Origin of the sequence: Pedobacter psychrophilus, assembly GCF_001652725.1 — a bacterium.
GTDB classification, from domain to species: domain Bacteria; phylum Bacteroidota; class Bacteroidia; order Sphingobacteriales; family Sphingobacteriaceae; genus Pseudopedobacter; species Pseudopedobacter psychrophilus.
This window is the reverse complement of sequence record NZ_LWHJ01000011.1, coordinates 39,561-59,197: the sequence shown is the minus strand read 5'-3', so window position 1 is coordinate 59,197 and position 19,637 is coordinate 39,561. Positions and strand designations below refer to the sequence as shown.

General features: G+C 32.9%; 17 protein-coding genes. 10 read left to right on the top strand and 7 right to left on the bottom strand.

The window, feature by feature from the left end; all coding sequences use genetic code 11:
- Positions 1-63 precede the first annotated feature (63 nt).
- The 7 genes from A5893_RS00670 to rpsT all read right to left on the bottom strand — a co-directional run bounded on the left by A5893_RS00670 (position 64) and on the right by rpsT (position 7,053).
- Positions 64-573, bottom strand: a complete 510-nt coding sequence (locus A5893_RS00670) for an Mpo1 family 2-hydroxy fatty acid dioxygenase (protein ID WP_068820615.1) — start codon at positions 571-573, stop codon at positions 64-66.
- 149 nt (positions 574-722) lie between these two features.
- Entirely contained in the window at positions 723-2,285 is a 1,563-nt protein-coding gene (gene rny / locus A5893_RS00665; RefSeq protein WP_068820614.1) for a ribonuclease Y, read from the bottom strand.
- A 216-nt stretch (positions 2,286-2,501) separates the two neighbouring features.
- Entirely contained in the window at positions 2,502-2,798 is a 297-nt protein-coding gene (locus A5893_RS00660; RefSeq protein ID WP_068821410.1) for a cell division protein ZapA, read from the bottom strand.
- A gap of 23 nt (positions 2,799-2,821) precedes the next feature.
- The gene (locus A5893_RS00655) at positions 2,822-3,112 is read right to left on the bottom strand and encodes a hypothetical protein (RefSeq protein ID WP_068820613.1); all 291 of its coding nucleotides are present in this window, start codon (positions 3,110-3,112) and stop codon (positions 2,822-2,824) included.
- Positions 3,113-3,303: 191 nt separating this feature from the next.
- On the bottom strand, positions 3,304-5,700 hold the full coding sequence (pheT, locus tag A5893_RS00650; RefSeq protein ID WP_068820612.1) for a phenylalanine--tRNA ligase subunit beta: 2,397 nt from the start codon (positions 5,698-5,700) through the stop codon (positions 3,304-3,306).
- 196 nt (positions 5,701-5,896) lie between these two features.
- Positions 5,897-6,598 carry a RadC family protein gene (radC, locus tag A5893_RS00645; protein WP_068820611.1) on the bottom strand — a complete coding sequence of 234 codons (702 nt, stop codon included), beginning with the start codon at positions 6,596-6,598 and terminating at the stop codon, positions 5,897-5,899.
- Positions 6,599-6,801: 203 nt separating this feature from the next.
- Entirely contained in the window at positions 6,802-7,053 is a 252-nt protein-coding gene (gene rpsT, locus A5893_RS00640) for a 30S ribosomal protein S20 (RefSeq protein WP_068820610.1), read from the bottom strand.
- Positions 7,054-7,275: 222 nt separating this feature from the next.
- On the opposite strand from rpsT, the gene A5893_RS00635 reads away from it, so the two are divergent.
- The 10 genes from A5893_RS00635 (at position 7,276) to A5893_RS00590 (ending at position 19,636) form a co-directional block, all read left to right on the top strand.
- The gene (locus A5893_RS00635) at positions 7,276-8,163 is read left to right on the top strand and encodes a zinc dependent phospholipase C family protein (RefSeq protein WP_232456780.1); all 888 of its coding nucleotides are present in this window, start codon (positions 7,276-7,278) and stop codon (positions 8,161-8,163) included.
- 121 nt (positions 8,164-8,284) lie between these two features.
- A complete protein-coding gene (locus tag A5893_RS00630) occupies positions 8,285-8,851 on the top strand; it encodes a hypothetical protein (RefSeq protein WP_157687333.1) in 567 nt (188 codons plus the stop codon).
- A gap of 65 nt (positions 8,852-8,916) precedes the next feature.
- Entirely contained in the window at positions 8,917-10,482 is a 1,566-nt protein-coding gene (locus tag A5893_RS00625) for a glycine--tRNA ligase (protein ID WP_068820607.1), read from the top strand.
- Between the two features lie 377 nt (positions 10,483-10,859).
- On the top strand, positions 10,860-11,678 hold the full coding sequence (locus A5893_RS00620; RefSeq protein ID WP_068820606.1) for a murein L,D-transpeptidase catalytic domain family protein: 819 nt from the start codon (positions 10,860-10,862) through the stop codon (positions 11,676-11,678).
- Between the two features lie 172 nt (positions 11,679-11,850).
- Positions 11,851-12,906: a lactonase family protein gene (locus tag A5893_RS00615; protein ID WP_157687330.1), complete on the top strand. Its 1,056-nt coding sequence runs from the start codon at positions 11,851-11,853 to the stop codon at positions 12,904-12,906.
- Positions 12,906-14,423 (top strand): glycosyltransferase family 39 protein, encoded by a 1,518-nt coding sequence (locus A5893_RS00610; RefSeq protein WP_068820604.1) that lies wholly within the window; start codon positions 12,906-12,908, stop codon positions 14,421-14,423. The genes A5893_RS00615 and A5893_RS00610 overlap by 1 nt, the downstream gene beginning before the upstream one ends.
- 22 nt (positions 14,424-14,445) lie before the next feature.
- Positions 14,446-16,494, top strand: a complete 2,049-nt coding sequence (locus A5893_RS00605; RefSeq protein WP_068820603.1) for a TonB-dependent receptor — start codon at positions 14,446-14,448, stop codon at positions 16,492-16,494.
- Between the two features lie 512 nt (positions 16,495-17,006).
- The gene (locus A5893_RS00600; RefSeq protein WP_068820602.1) at positions 17,007-17,993 is read left to right on the top strand and encodes a pyruvate dehydrogenase complex E1 component subunit beta; all 987 of its coding nucleotides are present in this window, start codon (positions 17,007-17,009) and stop codon (positions 17,991-17,993) included.
- A gap of 224 nt (positions 17,994-18,217) precedes the next feature.
- Complete coding sequence (locus A5893_RS00595; RefSeq protein ID WP_157687327.1) at positions 18,218-18,901, top strand: hypothetical protein; 684 nt, start codon at positions 18,218-18,220, stop codon at positions 18,899-18,901.
- Positions 18,902-18,976: 75 nt separating this feature from the next.
- A complete protein-coding gene (locus A5893_RS00590; protein WP_068820600.1) occupies positions 18,977-19,636 on the top strand; it encodes a hypothetical protein in 660 nt (219 codons plus the stop codon).
- Position 19,637 lies beyond the last annotated feature (1 nt).

The window sequence follows — 19,637 nt, the reverse complement described above, 5'->3', positions numbered from 1 at the left end:
GGTTTGTTAGCTAAAAATTAATTAACCGCTACATTAATGTTAAGTAAAAGTTAAGTGTTAAATTTAATATCTGATATTCAGACTTTTAAGTATAAAATGAAATAACCATAACGGGCCAATCAATAAAAATTTTAAATCATCAAAAAATGATGGCTTTTTACCTTCAATTTTATGCCCGATAAATTGACCTATCCAAGCTAAAACGAAAATAGTTACACTTACCTCCCACAAAGCCGGACCACCAGCTTTTTCTAAATGTTCTAGTTTGATGATGAAGAAATAACATATCCCAAAAAAGAAAAGCATGAGATAGGATAATATGGGAGAAAGTGTTGAATAATAATAAATAGATATGGCTAATGCGAAAGAAAACCAATTGATATACATATTATACTTTCCTAAAAAGCCTAAATGAGGAAAAGGAATTGCTGTTAATAATCCAACGATACTAAAAACAATTAGTGGTACACAAATCCAATGAATCAATTTATTTGTCGGATTTTGATGGCTTTCAGAATATTTATCAAATAAGACATCTATTTTTCTTTTTTCTTCTATTCTTTGTTTAGCCATCTTTTTAAGCAAATGCAAATTTATTAAATTAAAAAAGCGATGAAATGATCACCGCTTTTGTTTTGCGTTAGGGATTGAAACGGCATCCTTTATACCGATTTTTTTTCGGTATAAAGATATAGTGTAAAGCCCGCCCGAACGCCCAAATATTACTTAGCGTAAGCCACTGATCTAGTTTCTCTAATTACAGTTACTTTAATCTGACCAGGATAAGTCATTTCTGTTTGAATACGATTAGAAATATCGGCAGCTAAAATTTCAGATTGTGCATCAGTAATTTTTTCACTTTCTACTACCACACGTAATTCTCTACCGGCTTGTATTGCAAAAGTTTTTTCTACACCGGGGTATGACATTGCCAAGCTTTCTAATTCTTTTAACCTACGGATGTAACTTTCTACAACTTCTCTCCTTGCTCCGGGTCTTGCTCCAGAAATGGCATCACAAGCTTGTATAATTGGCGAAATCATAGAAGTCATCTCGATTTCATCATGGTGAGCGCCAATTGCATTACAGATTTCTGGATGTTCTTTATATTTTTCGGCCAATTGCATCCCCAAAATTGCGTGAGGCAATTCTGGATTATCATCAGGTACTTTACCAATATCATGTAAAAGCCCTGCTCTTTTGGCCATCTTTGAATTTAAACCCAATTCAGATGCCATTGTAGCACAAAAATTAGCTACCTCACGAGAGTGCTGTAACAAATTTTGTCCATAAGAAGAACGGTAACGCATACGCCCAACCATTCTAATTAATTCTGGGTGTAAGCCGTGAATACCTAAATCAATTACTGTACGCTCTCCAATCTCAACAATTTCCTCTTCAATTTGCTTTTGAGTTTTCGCAACTACCTCTTCAATTCTTGCAGGGTGAATACGCCCGTCTGTAACTAAACGGTGTAAAGCTAAACGAGCAATTTCACGTCTTACTGGGTCAAATCCCGACAAAATAATGGCTTCAGGCGTATCATCAACAATAATTTCTATCCCTGTTGCTGCTTCTAACGCTCTAATGTTTCTACCTTCACGCCCAATAATTCTACCTTTAATCTCATCATTTTCGATGTTAAAAATAGAAACCGTATTTTCTATTGCAGATTCTGTAGCTGTACGCTGTATAGTTTGGATAACTACTTTTTTGGCTTCTTTAGCCGCTGTTAATCTAGCATCGTCAACAATATCTTTAATAGACGCCATTGCATTTGTACGGGCTTCTTCCTTTAAGTTGGAAACCAATTGTGCTTTTGCTTCATCAGCAGAAAGTCCTGCTATAGCTTCTAATTGTACAATATGCTGACTTTTTATCGCCTCAGCTTCGTCTTGTTTATTTTTTAGTATTTCTGCTTGTTTTTCAAAATTACTCTTAGATTTTTCGAGTTCTTGTTCTTTTTTACCAGCATTTTCAATCTTATCATTTAAAGATTGTTCTTTTTGTTTCAACGTATTTTCACGTTGTGCAGCAATCGTATTCTTTTGATTAATTTCTTGCTCATGATCAGATTTCATTTGCAAAAACTTCTCCTTCGCTTCTAATAATTTGTCTTTTTTTAAGATTTCGGCTTTACTTTCTGCCTCCCTTAAAATCTTTTTAACCTTGTTTTGTGCAGCAACTTCTTGCTGTTTCAAAAGCTGTCGTAGTAAAAATCTCCCTATCACAATACCCAATCCTAAAGCTACTACTGCAATAATCAGGTAAATCAATATTTCCATAAATTGTAATTAAAATAAATAAAAAAACCGCGTTAAATTTCAGACTTCATGTATTGTAAACTTGTCGATCACGCTTAGGGTTTAAGCCGTAAACATATGGCAAAGCCAAATGAGTAATGCTTTTGTAACCCTTCTTCATATCGAAGTGTTAAGTTTTTTAATAGTGAAACCAAAAATCTAACACGGTTAGATCTTATATGCTAATTATAAAGAATGTTATTTTCCTTTAGAAAAAAAATCGTTTAACAAACTATCCAATTGGTAAACCTTCTCTGCTACATCCGTATCTTCATTGCTCGCCTTTTTTTCTGCATGTATAGATGCAGAGGCGTAATGTAATACACACATAGAAAGCAAGTCTTGTTTATCTTTAACCGCATACTTCTCTTGAAGTTCTTTGATACGATCATTGATCAACTTGGCAGCTCTCCTCACCACTTCTTCCTCTTCCATATTAATCTTTAAGGGATAAACACGGTCGGCAATATTTATTTTTATCGAGATTTCTCCCATCTGAGCATTAGGTTCACAATGTATTACTTGTTTAGTAATACAATACACTTATCTATTTCCCGCACAAATTCGTTAATTTTTTGCTTTATGTCAAGTGTTTTTTCGCTAGAGCCTTCTAAACTTTTCGCCATCTTTAAAACTCTTAACTTTTCTTCTAGGTCTTTTCGCTTGTTTTCACTGGTTTCTAAAGCAACTTTCATGTGCTCATTTTCCAAATTTAGCAAGTCATTATGCTCCTGTAAGGCTTTTGACAAATCTACCAGCTTTTGGGTGCGGTCCAGCACCTGATCTAATTTCTTAGCAATTACAGACATTTATTGTGTTAATTTAATTTCTTATTAATTTTAAAATTTAATTTTTATCCTATTTATTAAAAATGATTTGAGCGTTTTAACACGCTAATCACTATATCTTTTTTTCAACTTGCAAAATTGTGAGGCAAAAAAAAAGGATGCCGTTTCTATCGTTAACGCCTTATCGCCTTGAAACAAATTGATTAAGAAAATTATCTAATCTCAGCGCCCACTTCCTTACCGAAGTTAGCAATTAATTTCTTCATCATTTCATCAATTTGAGCATCGGTCAAAGTTTTTTCTTCATCTTGAAGTATAAAACTTAACGCATAAGATTTTTTTCCTTCGGGTAATTTATCACCTTGGTAAACATCAAAAACATTTACTTCTTTTAATAAATTCTTTTCCGTTTTTAAAGCAATACGTTTCAAATCTTCAAATCTAACGTTGCTATCTAATAATATAGATAAATCTCTTCTTACTGCAGGGAATTTAGAAACTTCCTGATAAGAAATTTTGTTGTTTTTGATCAACATTAAAAGCATATCCCAATCAATATCAGCATAAAAAACAGGTTTAGAAACATCTGCTTTTTTTAATTCTTTTGGTGCTACGGCTCCAAAACTTGCTAAAATCTTTGCTCCTCTTTTGTAAGAAATTCCGTAAGAAAAATCTTCATTTTCTACAACGTCTGATTGAAGTTTTTCGATGTTCAATCTTTTTAAGATTGCATCAACACTAGCTTTAAGATGATAAAAATTAATTCCTTTTCCAGCTTGATTCCATTGCTCGCTATCGGCTTTGCCACTCATAAAAACCGAAAGGTGATTAGATTCCTTATATTTTCCGTTTTCTGTTTGATAAGTTTTGCCAAACTCATAAAACTTTACATCGGCAGTTCTTCTATTTTGGTTATAAGCAACAGCTTCCAAACCAGAATAAAGCATACTTTGGCGCATCACATCTAAATCTGAACTTAAAGGATTTAAAATCTTTACCGCCGAATCTAAATCTTTTGAATAAGAAGATTTGGTTAAAGAGTTAGATAAAATTTCATAAAATCCGTTTGCAGTCAATAGATCTGCAATGGTGTTTTGGATAGTTTCTTTATCGGGTTTTGGCGAAACGTTTAATGATGCGTTTACCTTTTGCGGAATTTCGATATTATCGTAACCATAAATTCTTAACACTTCTTCAATCACATCAACCGGTCGAGTTACATCTACCTTATAAGTTGGCACTTTTAGCGATAATTGAGATTCGGTTTCATTTATCACGACAATGCCTAAAGCTTTGATAATTGAAGTAATTTCTTCTTTTGGGATTGCTTTACCAATCAGTTTTTGAACGTGATCAAAGGTTAATTCCACATCAAACGCTGCAACAGGATTTGGGTAATGATCAAAAATATCGGAACTAATTTCTCCTCCGGCAACTTCTTGAATTAAAAGTGCTGCTCTTTTTAGAGCATAAACGGTAATTTCGGGGTCAGTGCCTCTTTCAAACCTAAAAGAAGCATCTGTTTTTAACCCAAATCTTTTTGCCGTTTTTCTTACAGAAACCGCATTGAAATAAGCGCTTTCTAAAAAGATATTTTTTGTGCTTTGCTTCACTCCAGATGCAACACCGCCAAAAACTCCAGCAATACACATGGGTTTTTCGCTATCGCAAATCATCAAATCATCAGCGGTAAGCGTTCTTTCTACTTCATCTAAAGTTTTAAACTTTGTCCCTTCAGCACATTTTTTAACCATGACTTTTCCGCCAACAATTTCATCGGCATCAAATGCATGTAAAGGTTGTCCCAAATCATGCAATACAAAATTGGTTACGTCTACAATATTATTTATCGGGCGTAAGCCAATAACTGCTAATTTTTCTTTTAACCATTTTGGAGAATCCTGAACGGTAATTCCGGAAATAGTTATCCCAGAATATCTTGGTGCGGCATCCTCATCTAAAACCTCAACTTCTATTTTTAGATTATAATTATCAATTTTAAAATCTTCAACTTTAGGTTTAATAATTTCCGTTTTTAGATATGCTGCCAAATCTCTCGCAACGCCAAAATGCGAGGCTGCATCTGCCCTATTTGGTGTTAAACCGATCTCGAAAACAAAATCATCATTTAGCTTAAAATAATTTTTCGCAAAAATCCCGATTGGAGCATCTTCTGGCAAAACCATAATTCCATTATGTCCTTTACCCAAACCAATTTCATCCTCTGCGCAAATCATCCCTTCAGAAACTTCTCCCCTAATTTTAGATTTATTAATTTTAAAAGGCTCTCCATCTGTTGGGTGCACATCGCAACCAACAGTTGCAACAACCACTTTTTGTCCTATTGCAACATTTGGCGCTCCGCAAACAATCTGTAAATTCTCTGCACTACCAACGTCTACTTTTGTAATCCTTAATCTATCCGCATTTGGATGTTGCTCACACTCTTTAACGTAGCCAATTACCAAACCTTCTAATCCTCCGGGAATGGCCTGCACCTTCTCCAAACTTTCTACCTCTAAACCAATAGCGGTTAAAATGGTAGAGATTTCATCTTGATTTTTATCTGTATTTATAAAAGTTTTAAGCCAGTTATAAGAAATTTTCATTCGATTTTTTTAAGAAAAGCAAAAATAAGAAAAATAGATTGGGATAGGAGTTTTTTGTTTAACCGAGAAGGAAAACGAATTATTTTGCAACAGATTAAATTTCTATTACAAAAATATGATTCTGAAAATTTTCTAACTACATTAAGTGGAAAATCACATAATTGTTTAAAACCTAATTCAATTTTATTAAGACAGTTTACATCAAACCTTCATCTGCCATGCTGAAAAAAGCATCGTCTGTAATGATAACATGATCTAAAACTCCAATATCCATTAGCTTACCTGCAGCAACTAATTTTTTGGTTAAAGATATATCTTCATGACTTGGACGTAAATTACCTGAAGGATGATTATGGGTTAATATAATATTTGCTGCGTTGTTTTCTAAAGCTGCTTTAAAAACTATTTTAGAATCAACTATTGTACCGGCTTGGCCGCCTTTAGAGATTAGAATTTTATGGGTTAGTTTATTTGATTTTGCTAAAACTAGTATCCAAAACTCCTCGTGAGGTAAATCTTTATAATAAGGCAATAGTACATTAAAAATATCTCTCGAGGTATTTATCTTCTCAATTGGCGGTAATTCAATTTCCTTTCTACGTCGTCCTAATTCTAAAGCCGCAATAATTGATATTGCCTTTGCCTCCCCAATTCCCTTAAATTTACAAAGTTCTTGAACAGAAAGTTTGCTCAATAGATTCAAATCGTTTTGACATGAGTGCAAGATTTTTTTACTGAGTTCTACTGCTGATTCTGTAACAGAACCAGAACCAATTAAGATAGCTATCAATTCTGCATCAGAAAGCGTTCTTCTGCCATGTTGCAATAACTTTTCTCTCGGACGGTCTTCTTCTGCCCAAGCTTTTATCGTAAATTTCTGTTGATAAGGCAGTTCCATAAAACTAAAGTAATAAAAGGTTTTAAGTTTTAGGTTGTTTACAAAAGTTATAAGTTTTATGTGATGGGTTTTATACTGAACAAGTTTTGCGGTTGGGATAGAAATGAAAATCTCCGCCAGTTAGCTGAGAACGCCAAAATTCTTTGAAACAAAAAAAGCAGGACCCTTGTAAGAATCCTGCCTTCAGTAAAATATTTTATCTCTTATAAAGCGTTAACGAACTTAGTCAGTTTAGACTTATTGTTAGCTGCTTTATTTTTGTGAATTACGTTTTTCTTAGCTAAACGATCTAACATTGAAGTTACTTTTGGCAATAAAGCCTGTGCTTCTTCTTTAGAAACCGCATTACGCAACCTTTTGATAAAAGTTCTGGTAGTTTTTGCTTGATACCTGTTACGTAAACGTTTTGTTGCGTTAGCTCTGATTCTTTTAATTGCCGATTTATGATTTGCCATTGTAAGCTTTTTATTCCGTTGAGTAATATCCCTTTATTAGGGGATGCAAATATAGGTTGAATTATTTTAAATACAAATGCAAATTTAAAATATTTTTTACTCCTTTATAACCTATTTTGTTAATGGTATTTTTAAATTTATATCATGAAAATAAAAAATTACTTTTTTATCCTGCTAATTCCTTGTTTATTCATTTTTTCTTCGTGGGGATTTTTTGCACATATGAGAATCAACAGATTAGCTGTTTTTACACTCCCAAGCAATTTAATAGGCTTTTATAAAAGTAACATTAATTATATCACAGAACATGCAGTTGATCCGGATAAGCGGAGATATGCAGATTCTTTAGAAGCTCCAAGGCATTATTTGGATGCAGATCATTATGGTAAAGAACCTTTTATAATTATCCCAAAAAAGTGGAAAGATGCGGTTGAAAAACTATCTCAAGATACATTAAACGCTTATGGTATTGTGCCTTGGCAGATACAACGTAGTTATTACAAATTAGTTGATGCATTTAAAAGTAGAGACTCAGTTTTGATTCTAAAATATTCTGCAGATTTAGGTCATTACATTGCTGATGCTCATGTTCCATTGCATACTTCAGAGAATTATAATGGCCAAATGACTAATCAGGTTGGCATCCATGGTTTTTGGGAAAGTAGATTGCCAGAACTTTTTGCCAATGATTACGATTATTTTGTAGGGAAGGCAAAATATATAGATAATCCTTTAGATAAGGCCTGGGATATTGTTATCAATACTTATAGTTTATTAGATTCTACCTTAACTATTGAAAAGAACTTGACTAAAAGTTTCCCTGTAGATAGGAAATACACTTATAATGAACGCAATGGAAGAGTAATCAAAGAATATTCTATCCCTTATTCAAAAGCCTATCATGATGCTTTAAAAGGAATGGTTGAGCGCCAAATGCGTAGTTCTATATTAGATGTTGGAAGTTTTTGGTATACGGCTTGGGTAGATGCGGGGCAACCTGATATGAAAAATTTGGTCAAACAAAATATTACTCCACAAGAAAAGAAACAGACCGAAGAGGAAGAAAAACTTTATTTGAAAGGCAAAGCTTTGGGCAGGCCAGAAAATTAGGTTTTGATTTAATCTTATTAGACTTACGAAATTTTTGAAACTTCGTAAGTCTAATATTTAATATTTTTTATAACCTATTTTAGATTTTCTCGTACAATGCTCTTACAAGTATCGTATGAAAATGAAATTTACCTTATCAAAACTTCTACTCTCTATTTTATTTCTCTCTCTCTTTAAAAGTTCTTACGGACAAGGAATACCTCAAAAAAATGGTTATTTTTTTGTCGGATTGGATATTAATATTGCAACATTATCTTCTGCAACTAGCGTTAAAACTATAATGGGCGTAAATTGTGGTTACAATAAAAAATTTACAAACCATTTATATGCTGGTCCACAGGTTAATGCCGTTTTTATTAGATCGCCAGCAAATAAAGGTGCCAGGATTTCTCTATTCGCAGGTCCAAATGCCGAAATGGAGCTAAAAAGAATTGGAAAAAACCCTTTAACAACTTCCCAATCATTAAGTAATAAGGTAAGTTGGGTTTTTCCTCTCAATCCAAAATCTAGTGATTACACTTATATGGACTGTTTTAGCATAAGTACTTCTTTAAGCAACGATGAATTTTTTGGATTCAAAAAAAGCTCAATAGCTATAAATGTAGATTTTCAAGGTTATGATATCGGTTTCTACAATGGCTTAAGCCGAATGGTGAGTATCAGTTCAGGAACGAGAACAACATTTTAATCCACCAGCAATTAAAATAAACAATCATTTAGCAATGATTGATCAAATGCTATATTTGCAGCATCATGGCAAATAATAACGAAGAAATTTTTAAAAATGTGATTTCACACGCTAAGGAATACGGTTTTGTGTTCCAAAGCAGTGAAATATATGATGGTTTAAGCGCTGTTTATGATTACGGTCAGTTAGGCTCTGAACTAAAAAACAACATCAAAACTTATTGGTGGAAAGCCATGGTGCAAATGCATGAAAACATTGTAGGAATTGATGCCGCAATTTTTATGCACCCAAAAGTTTGGAAGGCCAGTGGACATGTTGATGGTTTCAGCGATCCAATGATCGATAACAAAGATTCTAACAAACGTTACCGAGCTGATCAATTATTAGAGGATAAAATTGCAGCTTATGAAACTGAAGCTAGAATAGCGGTTTTCGGAGATAAGCCTTATATTGAATCAGGAATTATTCATGATCTAAATGAAACAAAATTCCAAAACCATCCTAAACATATTTTAGCAGAAAGCTTGCAAATTGAAATGGATAATGCGCTTAAAGCGGAGGATTTATCTCGTTTAAAAGCACTTATTGAAGAACATAAAATACAATGCCCCGTTTCTAAAACTTGCAACTGGACAGATGTTCGTCAGTTTAATCTGATGTTTTCTACACAGTTTGGGGCAATGGCCGAAGGTGCTGAAGAAGTTTATTTAAGACCAGAAACTGCACAAGGAATATTCGTTAACTTTTTAAACGTTCAAAAATCTGGAAGAATGAAAGTTCCTTTCGGGATTGCGCAAATTGGTAAAGCTTTTAGAAACGAAGTAATTGCTCGTCAGTTTATTATGCGTATGCGAGAGTTTGAACAAATGGAAATGCAGTTTTTTGTACGCCCTGGCACTGAGATGGAATGGTATAAAAAATGGAAAGAAACACGTTTAAAATGGCATTTGGCTTTAGGAACAGATCCTGCGAAATATAAATTTCATGATCATGCAAAACTGGCACATTATGCTAATGCTGCTGTTGATATAGAATATGATTTCCCATTCGGATTTAAAGAAGTAGAAGGAATTCACTCTCGTACAGATTTCGATTTAAACCAACACCAAGAGTTTTCTGGTAAAAAAATGCAGTATTTTGATGCTGAGGTAAATCCAGAAACTAATAAACCTTATGGCAATTACGTTCCTTATGTAATTGAGACTTCCATTGGTTTAGATCGTTTCTTTTTGGTTACGATGATCAATGCGTTTGAGGAACAAGATTTAAGCACCGATGAGAAGCAAGATTCTCGTTCTGTTTTGAAATTACATCCTGCTCTTTCGCCTTATAAAGCTGCCATTTTACCTTTAACTAAAAAAGATGGTTTGCCAGAAAAAGCCCGTGAAATAATGGATCAATTGAAATTTGATTTCAACATGGCTTATGATGAAAAAGATTCGATTGGAAAACGTTATCGCCGTCAGGATGCTATCGGAACACCCTTTTGCATTACTGTAGATTATGAAACTTTAGAAAATAATACAGTTACCATTCGCCATAGAGATAGTATGGAACAAGAAAGAGTGGCTATTGCGGATTTACAAAAGATTATTGGTGATTTAGTAAGCTGGAAAAATTTGTTGGGATAATAATTTAAATATTCCTTGAATCCTATTTATTGTCTAAATCTTGATTTACAAGATTTGATGATAAATAGGATTTTTTTTGCGTTAGGGATAGAAATGGCATCCTTTTTTGCCATAGCCATTTAGCAAATTGCAAAAAAGATATAATGTATAGCCCGACCCATCCGCTAGTAAGCGGATGGGAAACGCCCAAATAATTAATGTTAAATACCTAGATAATAAATAACATTTTTATTCGTAATAACAGCCTAATAATTAAGGTTTACAGTGAGAAATCACAATGTAAGATTAAGGTCATGAAAGTTAATAATATGGCGAATTGCGAACCTTTTTGCGTATATTTAAGTATAATAATTTAATCGCACCTTTAAAAAAGATATATGTTCAAAAGAAAAAAAAGATTAAAAGTTTATTCAGTTACCAGTGTTTTAACTGTAATCCTATTATTTACTTTTTTAAACATTAGCTGGAAAACTGATAAAGATCCCATTTTAGGGATTTCTAATGAGCGCATTGTTCAATTAGATTCAACGGCTACGATTTTACATAAAGACATCCTTTTTACTAATTATGTGAATGATCTTTACGGAAAAATTCAATTAAAAGAAGCTAATTTATCCTTACCTGTTTTTGAGAAAGCTTTAATTGGATTTTTAAATTTAAAAAATAGCAGAGCCTTAAATAATGATAAGCAAATTTTAACAGTTGTTGATTTTACGCAAGCCAGCACTGCTAAAAGAATGTGGATTATTAATATACAAGATAAAAAATTGTTATTAAATACTTATGTAGCGCATGGACAAGGTAGTGGTGTTGATATAGCGACTAAGTTTTCTAATACTGCAGAATCTCATGAAAGTAGCTTAGGATTTTATGTAACTAACGAGACTTATTTAGGTAATCATGGTTTGTCTTTAAAATTAGACGGACAAGATAAAGGCATAAATGATTCGGCCAGAGAAAGGGCAATTGTTTTACACGGTGCTGATTATGTGAGCGAAAGTTTTATAAAACAAACTGGTAGATTGGGTAGAAGTTTTGGTTGCCCAGCGGTATCGCCAGAGCTAAATGAAAAAATTATTACTTTAATTAAAGATAAAACCTGTTTGTTTATCAATGGTAATAGTGCCAATTATCAATCAGCGTTATTGAACCAGGAAAAAATGTTGGCTAACGTTTCTAGTTTTCCAACTTCATAGTTTTAAAAAATTAAATATTTAAAAGCTTTCATTTTATGAAAGCTTTTTTTTTGCAATTTGCATTTGAATAACCAATTAATCTTATGAAAATTAAATTAAAATTAGTTTTAACCATTTTGATAATCCCATTTTTAAGTTTGCGCAAAAATCATCTATTTCAAGATATCAGCATTTGTTAATTGGCACTTATACTAAAACGCAAACTAATGGCATTTTTGTTTACAAATTTGATACTAAAACTGGTGAGCTAACTTTTGAATCTAAAACCGAAGGTGTAAATAATCCATCTTATTTGGCAATAAATAATGAAGGAACAAAAGTTTACAGCGTTAACGAATCTGGTACTGATAGAAAAGGTGGTGTAAGTTCTTTTGATTTTAATACTAAAACTGGTAATATTTCTTTGATAAACAAACAAGAAACAATAGGATCCGGACCTTGCTATATTAGTGTTGCAAATGATAATAAATTTATTTTTACAGCCAATTATGGCAGCGGAAGTATTAGCGTTTTGCCTTTAAAAAGCAACGGAAGTATTGGCGAATTAAGTCAGTTGATACAACATGAAGGAAGTAGCATAGACAAAAGCAGACAAACTGCACCACATGCACATTCTGTTATTTTTTCTAATGATGGAAAAACACTTTTATCTGCCAATTTGGGTACCGATAAATTGTATGCTTACAATTATAATTCTTCGTTAGAAAAACCTTTACAAGATGCCTCACAACCTTTCGTAAATATCGAACCTGGCTTTGGCCCAAGACATTTTGCTTTTAATAAAAGTGGAAATAAGTTATATCTTTTATCAGAGATGAAAGCTATGATTACTGTTTTTGATTATAAAGATAAAGTCCTTACAAAAAATAGTATCGTTAACCTGAACTTAGATGGCGTTGTAAGAAATGATGGTGGTGCTGATATTCATTTAAGTAACGATGGGAAATTTTTATATGCCACTAACAGAGGAAATATAAATGAAATTGTAATTTTTAAAATTGATAAAAAAGACGGTACCTTAAAACGATTGGCAGCTGTAGATTGCAAAGGCAAAATGCCTCGTAATTTTATAATTGACCCAACAGATAAGTTTCTATTGGTTGCCAATCAAAACTCTGATGACATTTATATATTTAAGAGAAACAAAAAAACTGGAATGCTAACGTATAATAATCAAATGTTAAAAATTGGAAGTCCGGTTTGTTTAAAAATGACTGCTGTTAAATAATGAATAACAACAAATTTCCATGGTTTATTCTCTTAGGATTTATCCTATTGAAATTTATTCTTCAATATTTTGCTGTTTCACCAGTTTATGAACTTCACCGAGATGAGTTTTTACATTTGGACCAAGCCAACCATTTACAATGGGGTTATCCATCTGTCCCTCCATTTTCGAGTTGGCAAGCATTAATTATCAAATGGCTGGGAAACGGAATTTTTTGGGTTCGGTTTTTCCCTGCTTTAGCTGGAGCACTTACCATTTGGGTAGTTTGGGAAACAGTGAAGTTATTAGAAGGAACATTATATGCCGCAATAATAGCATGTTGCTGTTTGCTTTTTTCTGCATTGCTAAGGCTAAACATCTTGTTTCAACCCAATTCTTTTGATATATTTTTCTACACTTTTATTTTCTTTTTTATTATCCGATATATTAGAACTGATAAAAGTATCAATCTTTATTTTTTAGGATTATCCATTGGTTTTGGTATTTTAAATAAATATAATGTCGGTTTTTTATTGATAGGCTTATTGATTGCTTTACCTTTTACTCAACAAAAAAAACTGTTTTTAAAAAGAGATTTTTGGCTTGCGATGTTGTTAGCACTTCTCCTCATTTCGCCAAATATTTGGTGGCAGTTTCAAAACGGGTTGCCAGTAATTTGGCACATGAAAACGCTAGAGAAAACGCAACTAATAAATGTTTCCAGAGTAGATTTCCTACTTGAACAACTCAAATTCTTTTTTGGAGCATTACCGTTTTGGTTGGGCGGTTTGTTAGCGATCCTATTCTACAAACCTTTTAAACGCTATCGCATTATTGCTTTCGCATACCTATTAACCATTTTACTTTTTGTTTATTTACATGGAAAAGGTTATTACGCAATTGGTTTATACCCAATATTATTCGCATTCGGTGCGGTTTATTTAGATAGAACATTATCAACAAAAAGAACCGCCTGGATAAAACCTGTTTTAATAGTAGCTAATATTTTATTAATCGTAGTTTTTGCTCAAAATTTACTTCCTATATCTTCGCCGGCAGAAATTGTAGCCCATAAAAATGTAGGTGAAAAATTGGGCGCACACCGGTGGGAAGATGGAAAAGAACATCCTTTACCTCAAGATTTTGCGGATATGCTGGGTTGGAAAGAAATGGCCAGCAAAGCTGATGCGGCATTTAGTAAAATCCCAGTTCAGGAAAGAAAAAATACTTTAGTAATTTGTGATAATTATGGACAAACCGGAGCCATTAATTATTACAGTAAAAAAATTAAAAATGCCGTTTCCTTTTCTTTAGATTATATTCCTTGGTTTCCTGAGATAAAAAATACTCAACATGTCATCAGAATATCTGAACAACCAAATCATGATTATGATACAAATTTTAAAAACACTTTGAAGATTGGTGAAGTAGAAAATCAGTATGCCAGAGAAAAAGGAACGGTTATTTATCTATTGTCTTATCCTGATCAATTTATCCTACAAAAATTAAAATATCGTTTAAAGGCAGATGTGGAATGATTTTTATAGCCTTGTGTACTCAATGAAAACCATTCTTTCGCTAATATCTTTCCTGATTTTCAATATTTCCTTTGCTCAACAAAAAGATAGCACCAAAATTTTAAACGAGGTCAAAGTTAAAGCCTATTTATCAGAAAAGATACTGATTAGCTTGCCTGCAACAGTTTCAATCATCAATAAAAATCAGATTGAAAATAGTGCAACACAATCCATAATTCCGGCTTTAAATAGTGTTGCAGGAGTTAAAATGGAAGAACGCTCTCCCGGCAGTTACCGACTTTCTATCAGGGGAAGTTTATTGCGCTCTCCGTTTGGCGTGAGGAATCTAAAAGTTTATTATGATGATTTTCCTTTAACCGATGCTGGTGGAAATACTTATATCAATTTAATCGACCAATCTGCAATCCAAAATATAGAAGTTTTAAAAGGTCCGGATGGGAGTTTATTTGGAGCAAATTCTGGCGGTGTTGTTTTAATAAATACTCAGGCTAAAGCCGATAAAATAAGCGCCGATTTATTAGCAGGTTCTTATGGTTTGTTTAGAGAAAATGTAGGCTTTAACCAAAGCAATCAAAATTACGAGTTCAATATTCATCAAGCTTATCAATATGCTAATGGATATAGAGATCAAAGTCAAATGAAACGTAACTTTTTTCAGGCGACACAAAAAGTAAATTATAACGATAAAGGAAGCATTAAATTTTCTGGTTTTTATAGTGATTTAGGTTACCAAACCCCAGGAGGTTTAACATTGGCACAAAAAGATGCAAACCCAACATCAGCAAGACCGAAAACTAATTTTACACCTGGCGCAGAAGAACAAAATGCTGGTATTTATAACCGAACATTATTTGCAGGAATTAGTCACGAATATCAATTCAACTCAAATTGGAAACATGTTTTCTCCGTTTCAGGAATTACCACCGATTTTAAAAACCCTTTCATTACCAATTACGAGAAGAGGAAAGAAAACTCATTAGCTTTAAGGACCTATTTTAATTATCAAAAGAAAGCCTCTGAAAAGTTAAATATTGAGTGGAATTTGGGTTATGAATTTCAGCAAAGCAATGCCGATATTTTAAATTATAATAATGATAAAGGTACGGCAACAACAATTATTGCTGCCGATAGAATCATCAACCAATCACAATTTGTTTTTACAAGGTTTGTGTTTGATATCGAAAAAAAACTAAATGCCGAGATTTCATCCAGCCTTAATTTTACCAATTATGATTTTAAGCTTTTGCCAGAATCTACCAATTCGAGCATTGCAGGAACGCAAAAATTAAAACCCGAAGTAATGCCCAAATTGGCAATTTCCTATCTTTTAAATCCAAACTTTGTTTTAAGGGGAATTGTTAGTCGAGGTTTTTCAGCACCAACAACTGCAGAAGTGCGAGCATCAGACGCAAAAATCAACACAAATCTAAACCCAGAACAGGGCTGGAATTACGAGTTGGGATTAAGATTTAGAACACCTTTTGAAAGAGTTTACATTGATTTAGCAGGTTTTTATTATCGTTTAAACAATGCCATTGTAAGAAGGGTAAATGCCGCTGACCAAGATTTTTATTTAAACGCTGGTGGCACCAATCAAAAAGGGATTGAATTGAGTTTAAATGCCAGTATGCTAAAGAAACCATCATCTGTTTTTGAGCAAATCACCTATAATATCGCTGTTACTTTAAATGACTTTAAATTTAGAGATTATCAAATTGCAGCTGATAATTTCAGCGGAAATATTTTAACTGGCGTCCCAAAACTTAATATTAATAACAATTTAAATTTTAGTTTTAAAAATCAAATCAGCCTTTTCATTCAACATCAATATAATGGAAAAACTTCTTTAAATGATGCTGCAAATGTATTTGCTGACCTTTATAATTTGGTAATGATGAAATTGGGCTGGGGAAAGAAAATTGGAAAAAGCACTTTGAAATTTAATGCTGGTGTTGATAATTTACTAAACGAGAATTATAGCTTGGGCAATGATTTGAATGCTTTTGGAAATCGGTTTTATAATCCCGCTGCAACAAGAAATTACTTTTTTGGGTTGGGATTAAGGATTTGATTAGGGGAAGTATTGGGAAATTCAAAACACTTCCAATTTGTGGTTTGTGAGGACACAAACCACGGAGGGTAGGTTTATAATAGTTTTTGCAAAAGATTTATTGGTCTTCCCTTTCAAATCTTCAGAGGCCGTCCTTTTAAACATAAAATTGAACTCAAAATTTTCGTTTGATATTGCGTTAACGATTGCAGCGTCATCCTTTTTTGCTTTTCAACAAAAAAGATACAGCGGAAAGCGTGTTAAAACGCCCAAATAATTATCATTTTAAACATGTATTTATCCTGAAATAATTGAAATAAAAATCAAATAAAAATTCAAGATCAATAATTCAAAAATCTATCCTTATCTAAAACAAAAAGAGAAATTAACCATCATTTCAAACTCTTTTACACGAAGCGTTATTTTAAGGCTATTTCTTTTCATTTAATCCAAATTATTACAAACCTTTACGGTTGCTTTTAAAACAACATTAATTATATTTGCGTTCCTTAATTAATTTTAGAGATATTATAATGAGAGAAATACAATATAGAGAAGCCCTACGTGAAGCGATGAACGAGGAAATGCGCAAAGACGACAAGATTTACCTTATGGGTGAGGAAGTTGCCGAATATAATGGTGCGTATAAAGTGAGCCAAGGGATGTTAGATGAATTTGGTGCAAAAAGGGTAATTGATACTCCAATTGCAGAGCTTGGTTTTGCTGGTATTGCCATTGGTTCTGCCATGAACGGACTTCGCCCGATTGTAGAATTTATGACTTTCAACTTCTCTTTGGTTGCTATTGACCAAATTATTAATGGTGCTGCTAAAACTTTATCAATGAGTGGCGGACAGTTTGGTTGTCCAATTGTATTTAGAGGACCAACTGGAAATGCCGGACAATTAGGAGCTCAACACTCTCAAAATTTTGAGAACTGGTATGCAAACTGCCCAGGTTTAAAAGTAGTTGTTCCCTCTACTCCTTATGATGCAAAAGGTTTATTAAAATCATCGATTATAGATAATGACCCGGTTATTTTTATGGAGTCTGAATTGATGTATGGCGATAAAGGCGATGTACCTGAAGAAGAATATTACCTGGAAATTGGTAAAGCAAATATCACCAAAGAAGGTACGGATGTAACCATCGTTTCTTTTGGTAAAATGATGAGCCGTGTAATTGCCCCAGCTTTAATAGAATTAGAAAAAGAAGGTATTAACGCAGAAGTTATAGATTTAAGAACTGTACGCCCTATTGATTACGATTGTATTATTAATTCGGTTAAGAAAACCAACCGTTTGGTAGTGGTAGAAGAAGCTTGGCCATTAGCGTCAATCTCTTCTGAGATTGCTTTTAATGTTCAAAGAAATGCTTTCGATTATTTGGATTCGCCAATAATCCGTATCACTTGTGCCGATGTTCCGCTTCCTTATGCACCAACTTTAATTGCAGCAAGTTTACCAAATGCAGAACGTGTGGTAAAGGCGGTTAAAGAAGTGATGTATGTTTCTAAGTAGTGTTTTGAGTATTAAGTAAATAGTATTTAGTATAAAGACTTACCGTTCTAATTAATTTTAGAGCGGTTTTTTTGTGTTTTTTCTTTCCACTTGAATCTTGTTTCAAGTATCTTGATTCTTGTTTCTTTAATCTTTAAATAGGTAGCATTCTATTTCTTTTGTTCGTATTACTTTAAAAACTAAAAATTTAATTATCATTGGATAATAAAACCAAACCCTTAAAAATGAAAAATTTATTTACCATTATTTCTCTTGCCATTTTATTTGGAACTAGTGCAACATTTGCCCAAGACAAAATTTATAAAAAATCTGGCGAAGTATTAGAAACCAAAGTGATTGAAATTGGGACTTCTGAAATCAGATATAAAGCTTTTGCTAATTTAAACGGACCAAATTATGTAGTTAATAAGCAAGACGTTATCAAAATAATTTATGAAAATGGCAAAGTTGAAACTTTTGAAAATGTAGCTAAAGAAATAGCTATTGAAACACAAAAAAGAGCCCAAAATGTATATGCAGAAATTTTAGGGCAAGGTTTATTATTCTCCGTAAACTACGATACCCGTTTCAGCAATAAAAGAACCGGACTTGGAGGCAGAGTTGGCTTTGGTGGAATTGGTGGCGGTGGGGAAAGCTTTATAACAGTTCCTGTCTCTTTAAATTATTTATTAGGAGACGGAAAAAATCTTTTTGAGATTGGCCTAGGTGCAACTTATGCAAGCTTAGCAACTAATGATGACTTTCTTTTTGGAGATGGTGGAAGTACGGTTTTAGGAACGATGGCTTTCATGTATAGATTACAACCCATAAAATCTGGATTTTCGTTTAGAGGAGGTATTACTCCTTTTTTTAGTAGTGAAGTTTTTGTTCCTTATTATGTTGGTTTTAGTTTAGGATATACTTTTTAGGTTGGACTGTTTGGCGGATTGAGGGAATGAACCCCAGATATATATAAGTTACCTGTAACCATAAAAAGACCGTTAATGCAAGAAAACCAATTTATAACATATCAAAAATTTACAGTCAAAGATGAAGTTGAAGAATTTTCAAAATTTCTTGAAGAAAATAATATAGAATTTGAGTTTGAAGATAATTCTATCAGTTTCGACCCAACTTTTGCCAATAATGATTTCGGGAAAATATATTTCATAAAATTAAAAAAAGCAGACTTTGAAAAAGTCGATAAAATTCAAAATGAAATTTCTATTAATTTATCAGAAAACATAGATAAAGACCATTATCTAAATGATTTTACAGATGATGAATTAATTGAAGTAATCGTAAAAAGTGAGGAATGGAGTAAATTAAATTTTTCTTTAGCGCAAAAAATTCTAAAACAAAGAGGAAAGGAAATTACATCTGACCAACTTAAAGAACTTAAACGACAAAGAATTGAAGAATTGGCAAAACCCGAACAAAGTCAAAAAGCTTGGATAATTGCTGGCTATATATTTTCGGTTTTAGGCGGGTTTATTGGAATTTTTATTGGAAAGCATTTGTTTTCACACAAAAAAACACTCCCGAATGGAGAGACAGTTTTTGCTCATACAAAATCTGAAAGAAATCATGGGAATAGAATTTTTATTTTGGGTATAATTTGCTTTATTAGTTGGACACTTGTAAGAATAATATCAATCGAATAAA